The 5,813-nt window shown below is 46.8% G+C and carries 4 protein-coding genes; 2 read left to right on the top strand and 2 right to left on the bottom strand.

The features are described from left to right. Window positions 1-455 precede the first annotated feature (455 nt). Together B5D35_RS22460 and B5D35_RS22455 are read right to left on the bottom strand one after the other, a co-directional pair. On the bottom strand, window positions 456-908 hold the full coding sequence (locus B5D35_RS22460; RefSeq protein ID WP_078754656.1) for an exoribonuclease R: 453 nt from the start codon (window positions 906-908) through the stop codon (window positions 456-458). Window positions 909-1,044: 136 nt separating this feature from the next. Beyond that, window positions 1,045-2,040, bottom strand: coding sequence for a LacI family DNA-binding transcriptional regulator (locus B5D35_RS22455; RefSeq protein ID WP_078754655.1), 996 nt, complete (start codon window positions 2,038-2,040; stop codon window positions 1,045-1,047). Window positions 2,041-2,245: 205 nt separating this feature from the next. Here B5D35_RS22455 and B5D35_RS22450 point away from each other — a divergent pair, with 205 nt between their 5' ends. Continuing rightward, window positions 2,246-4,000: a class I mannose-6-phosphate isomerase gene (locus tag B5D35_RS22450; protein ID WP_078754654.1), complete on the top strand. Its 1,755-nt coding sequence runs from the start codon at window positions 2,246-2,248 to the stop codon at window positions 3,998-4,000. Window positions 4,001-4,043: 43 nt separating this feature from the next. Then, window positions 4,044-5,576 carry a maltose/glucose-specific PTS transporter subunit IIBC gene (malX, locus tag B5D35_RS22445; protein ID WP_078754653.1) on the top strand — a complete coding sequence of 511 codons (1,533 nt, stop codon included), beginning with the start codon at window positions 4,044-4,046 and terminating at the stop codon, window positions 5,574-5,576. Window positions 5,577-5,813 lie beyond the last annotated feature (237 nt).

The raw sequence follows: 5,813 nt of genomic DNA, 5'->3' as shown, positions 1-5,813 counted from the left end.
TCAAAGCGCTGAACAAGCTTACAGGACTGGGTATGCCTGAAACTCAGTATATTGCTTAAGAACCGAACAACTTTAGGCTGCCATGTCTTCCAACCGAATTAAGCAACAAAGCCATTAATAGTCGGAGAAAACTTTGTAGTGATTTTTTATTACTTATTCAATGGTTAGAATGAAATATTGGATAGTATGGTCGCTATTTCTCCGGCTAATTTATACTCTGGCTGCTAAGGTTTACTGAAATTATAGTGTGATGTAGAGCAAGTTTTAGCTGTGGGTGATATTGTTGGTTTTAGATAACTGACCTTGAATGAGATTCTGAATTAGAGTTTGAAAATCTCGCTTGGGACTGACTAAATTATTGTTTTGTAGAAGTTCAGAAAGGTGAGTAAATCGATAACTGGCAACGTGCAATCTACTCATACTTCCTAATATTAAGCTACAAGGTTATTTAGTTGTCACCGTTTCGCTTTACAACTCATATCCGCATAGGTGTGCAGAAGTTCTGTCAACGTCTTAACCCAGCCAAAGACATCTGAAGGAGGATTGTTAAGGATGGTTTCTACGCGCTCGCAGTGGGTTTCAAGCGTAATCGCTTGTTCCAAACGAAACGAGATAGCATAGAAATGCCAAAGGACTAAACGCGTCATCCTTTCACTGTTTTGTCTTGCGTTTTCTGAGTCTTCAAATGCTTGCCCAATTTCACTCAGTGCGATTGCCGTCATGCGTAACATGGCATCAAGACGTGCTGATAGCAGGCGTTCTTCGCTGTCTACTTCTTCTTGCTCGAAGGTGAAAATTTCACTCATTACATCTTCAGGTACCATTCTACTGATCATTCGAGCACTGAACTCTTCCAGTTCATGGCGTGGCATGGTTACGAGACATTCAAAGGAGTAATCGCGAATCATAAAGTCACTCTAATTCGTTATAAATTTCAATTCACGCATTCTAATTACTAAGGTGTCATTTACCACTGTTTTCTTCGTGCTTGACGCGCTAGGTGCAAAACGGATGTGGCGATAGCGAACAGGGCAAAAACCACGCTCACCCACAAGATCGTCTAATACAAAGCTGTGGCGGGAAAATCACGCTTTTTATGTTGGCACTATCACCACGCATTCTGGCGAGTACACATTCACCGGCAGCTTCGCCTATTTTTCGCGCCGACACAGAAACAGTGGAGAGGTTAGGGGAGCTGTCACTCGCTTCAGGCACGTCATCGAATCCAATAACAGCGATGTCTTTTCCAACGCGAAGTCCGCGATCTTTAATTGCTCTCATTACCCCGAACGCAACAATGTCTTGATAGCCAATAATGGCTGTAATTTCAGGGTGCGCGTCTAACAGAGTATGCGTAGCGGCAGCACCGTCTGCGCGGCTTGCCTTACAGCTCACCATGTAATGTTCATTGGGTGCGATACCGTGCTCTAACAGTTTTGCCATATAGCCACCTACGCGATGAGCGCGGGTTTGAGAGCTTAGCGAGCCGCCAACAAACGCAATATGACGGTGCCCTTGGCGAATAAGATGCTCAGTCGCCATTTGCACGCCAAGAAAGTTGTTCGTGCCGACATAATCCGAAATGGCATCGTCGCATTGGCGCACGACCTGAACGATGGGAATGCCGCGGTGCTTCACAGAGTTCAGAAACTGCTTATCGGTATTAGGCGCAGGGCACAGGATTAACCCGCCTGCGTTTTGGCTGATCAGAGATTCGATGAGGCGATTTTGCTTCGCGACGTTTTCCTCGGTGTGTGCAAGGAAAAGCAAAACCTCGTTCTTTTCCAGATAACCGCTAAGACCTGCAATGAGTTCTGCATAGAAAGGGTTGACGATATCGGGAATAAGCAAGCCTACTGAATTACTGCGTTTATGACGAAGGTTAGCGGCGGCTTGATTGTAGATATAGCCCAATTCGCTAACGGCATCTAACACTCTTTTTCGGGTTTTTTCCGAGATTCGACCTTTGTTGGTCAATACCATGGAGACGGTTGCAGTGGATACCTGACAGCGTTTTGCAACGTCATAAATTGTGGTCATTTACGGCTAATTTCTGCGTGATTAATCGATTAACCTTTATTTTCGTTAATTCCTGCCGTCTCGCTGTGATCCAGTAATCACTTCCTCACTAATCCCTGATTACTATAGGGAAAATGGCGGGTTAACCGAGTTTACCAGTTTGTCGTGACGGACTGACCTTCATTAGCATGTGGATAAACGCAAATGCTGTATCGAAGGAACCGTTTTGAAGTACCAATCTTTTTCATCAAATTACGATAAATCTCCTCGCGTCACTGTGATTGGGTATGACAATCACGCGTGGCAAGGGTGGTCTGCCATTCTCGACACGGTAAAAACGCGTCTGGACGGTAATAAACATATCGTCGTCATTGATACTTACCACGGTGTCGACCACGACTTATTGAAGCGTGACTTTATCGATAAGCTGGCCCCCGCAGCGATGTTCTTTACGCAAGATGCGAAGTTTCCAGAGCCACACATCTTTAGCATGTTGGAACGCCATATAACCGACGACCGCGTGTTTGGCATTATTGCTCCACATAAAATTCAGGAGTTTTTTGATACGAATGCAATCGCACGGTTATCTGCGGAAATAGATGCTATCTCGTCAGGAACAGTCGTCGTTTATGGCCCTGCGGCAAGCTTGTTTTGCAACGCAGACACCTTGATCTATGCCGATTTAGCCCGATGGGAAATCCAGCACCGTTTCCGCCATTACCAACTGGATAATTGGGGTGCAGAAAATGCCGGTGAGGATATTCTTCGCCGCTACAAACGCGCGTTCTTCATTGAATGGCGTGTGTTCGATCGTCATAAAACCAAAGTGCTGCCGCACGCTGATTTCCTGCTGGATACAAACAATCTGGAACAGCCAAAATTGGTGAGCGGCGAAGCGTTATTAGCAGGATTAAAACAGACCACACAACAACCCTTCCGATTGGTGCCTTTTTTCGACCCCGGCGTTTGGGGCGGACAATGGATGAAGGAAGTCTGTGACCTTGATGCAGACAAACCGAATTACGCCTGGTGTTTTGACTGTGTACCAGAAGAGAACAGCCTTGTTCTGAACTATGCCGGTGTCCACGTAGAAATTCCGGCGCAGGATCTTGTGTTGTTAGAACCAAGGGCTTTGCTGGGGGAAAACGTGCACGCGCGATTTGGTGCAGAGTTCCCGATTCGCTTCGATTTTCTCGATACCATGGAAGGGCAGCATTTGAGTTTGCAGGTGCACCCTTTAACCGAATATATCCAACAAGAATTTGGTATGCACTACACGCAGGATGAGAGTTATTACATGCTCGATGCGGGTGATGATGCGTGTGTTTATCTCGGCACCAAATCAGGGATAGATCCAGACGAAATGTTGTGCGAACTCGCGCTAGCGCAGCAAACGGGTGAAGCCTTCAACGATGAGAAATTCATTAATCGCTTCCCTGCGAAAAAGCACGATCACTTCCTTATCCCCGCAGGCACCATTCACTGCTCTGGTAGTAACGCCATGGTGTTGGAAATAAGTGCCACGCCTTACATCTTCACTTTCAAACTTTGGGATTGGGGACGTTTAGGCATGGACGGCCAACCAAGGCCTGTTCATCTCGACCATGGCAAAGAAGTGATCCAATGGGACCGCAATACTGAGTGGGTTGAAAAGAACCTCATTAATGACATCACGCTCATTGAACAGGGTGATGGATGGCGTGAAGAGCGCACCGGTTTGCATGAAAGAGAGTTTATTGAAACGCGTCGTCACTGGCTCAGTAAGCCTGTTGCGCACCAAACCGACGGCAACATCAACGTTCTGAACTTGATTGAAGGCAGAGAAGCCTTGGTTTCAAGTCCGAAAGATGCGTTTACGCCATTCGTTGTTCACTACGCGGAAACCTTCATCATCCCTGCGAATGTGGGTGAATACGTCATTCAACCTTATGGAGAAAGCGAAGGGCAAACCATCGCAACGATTAAAGCTTACGTCAGATAGTTGTTTTCCTGCTTCAGTGCATATTAAGTACAAGGAATAAGAAATGAATAAGTCTATTTGGGTCTTTTTACAATCCCTTGGCAAGACGTTCATGCTGCCCATCGCGCTTCTTGCCTTTTCAGGTATTTTGCTGGGTATCGGGGCGGGTTTTGGTGGTCAGGCCGTGCAAGAGGCCTTGCCATTTCTCGCAGCACCTTGGTTGCAGGCCGTCTTTACCTTTATGGTGAAGATTGGTCTTGTCGCGTTTATTTTCCTCCCCATTCTTTTCGCGATGGCCATACCGATCGGACTGGTGAAAGAAGACAAAGGCGTGGCAGCGATGTCCGGCTTTGTTGGCTATGCAGTGATGAATCTGGCAATTAATACTTACCTGACGGTTTCTGGCGGCATTGAAGGTGCCACTGTCAAAAACATTCTGGGTATTGAAACCATTGATACGGGCGTTTTGGGTGGCGTTATCACGGGTATCATCGTGTACAAACTGCATGAGAGATTCCGCGAAGTTCAATTTCCTGATGCCTTCGCATTTTGGAGTGGTGCGCGATTCATTCCTATCGTGACCACGGCAGTTATGGCGATGGTGGGTTTAGCGGTGCCATTTATCTGGCCGCCTGTGCAATCAGCGATTAATACCATTGGCGATCTTATTGCGGTGTCAGGCCCATTCGGTCCGTTCTTGTTTGGCCTGAGTGAAATGTTACTGCTGCCGTTTGGTTTGCATCACATTGTTACCTCCATGGTGCGTTTTACCGAAATTGGTGGCACGCAGGTGGTCAATGGTGAAGTGGTTCATGGGGCACTAAGCATTTTCTATGCACAGCTAGGCGCAAACGAAGCGATTTCGTCATCAGCCACTGCATTCCTGTCTGGTGGTAAAATGCCAACCTTGATCTTTGGTCTTCCGGGTGCTGCGGTTGCGATTTACATGTCGGCCAAGCTTAAAAACCGCCCTGCGGTTAAAGGCCTCATTATCTCGGGTATTATCGCCTCTGCGGTTGGCGGCATTACAGAGCCAATCTTGTTCTTGTTCCTTTTCATTGCGCCAGCGTTGTATGTTGCACACGCCTGTTTCTATGGCTTGGGCTTTATGGTGATGAACTTACTGGACCACACGATTGGCAATACCGACGGTAACGTGATTGATTTCTTTACCTTTGGTATTTTGCAAGGCACGCACACTGGCTGGTTACATCTGTTGTGGGTTGGCCCTTTGTTCTTTGCGCTGTATTTCTTCACCTTCAAATGGGCGATTGAGAAATGGAACATCATGACGCCGGGTCGTGCAGAGGATGAAGACTGTGCACAGATGGAGACCATTTCATCAACCAAAGAGGCCGGTGACTTTAAAGCAACGCAATTTATCAATGCATTGGGTGGCCACGCCAACATTACGTCATTGGATAACTGCATCACCCGACTGCGTATGACAGTGCAGGACATGACAAAAGTCTCTGACGATGAACTGAAAAAGCTGGGTGCGCTCGGCGTGGTGAAATTGGATGAGAAAGCATTGCAGGTCGTGATTGGTCCGCAGGTCCACATGCTGAAGAATGCGATGAAAAAACTGATGCTTTAAGGCTAAATACAAGCCAGAGTCGTATGCGCGGCTCTGGCTTTTCTTTCTCACTACCTCTCCCTTAGTCCTTCTTTCGTTTGCTTTGTGATGCTACGCCGTTTGTCTCCGCGCTTTTTTATCCCATTCAAGTAACGCTAAAAATTAGAATGAAAAAGGGCTTTGTTGCTTAAATCGATGGAACTAAATCTAGAAGCTACGATCTGATCGGCTACACCCATCAATCGTCGTAGTCTCATG

This window comes from Enterovibrio nigricans DSM 22720 (assembly GCF_900167155.1).
Lineage (GTDB): Bacteria > Pseudomonadota > Gammaproteobacteria > Enterobacterales > Vibrionaceae > Enterovibrio > Enterovibrio nigricans.
This window is presented reverse-complemented; position numbering and strand designations above follow the sequence as displayed.

Coding starts and splice junctions, on each gene's coding strand:
- B5D35_RS22460 (WP_078754656.1), bottom strand. CDS start 908: ATGATTCGCGATTACTCCTTTGAATGTCTCGTAACCATGCCACGCCAT.
- B5D35_RS22455 (WP_078754655.1), bottom strand. CDS start 2,040: ATGACCACAATTTATGACGTTGCAAAACGCTGTCAGGTATCCACTGCA.
- malX (WP_078754653.1), top strand. CDS start 4,044: ATGAATAAGTCTATTTGGGTCTTTTTACAATCCCTTGGCAAGACGTTC.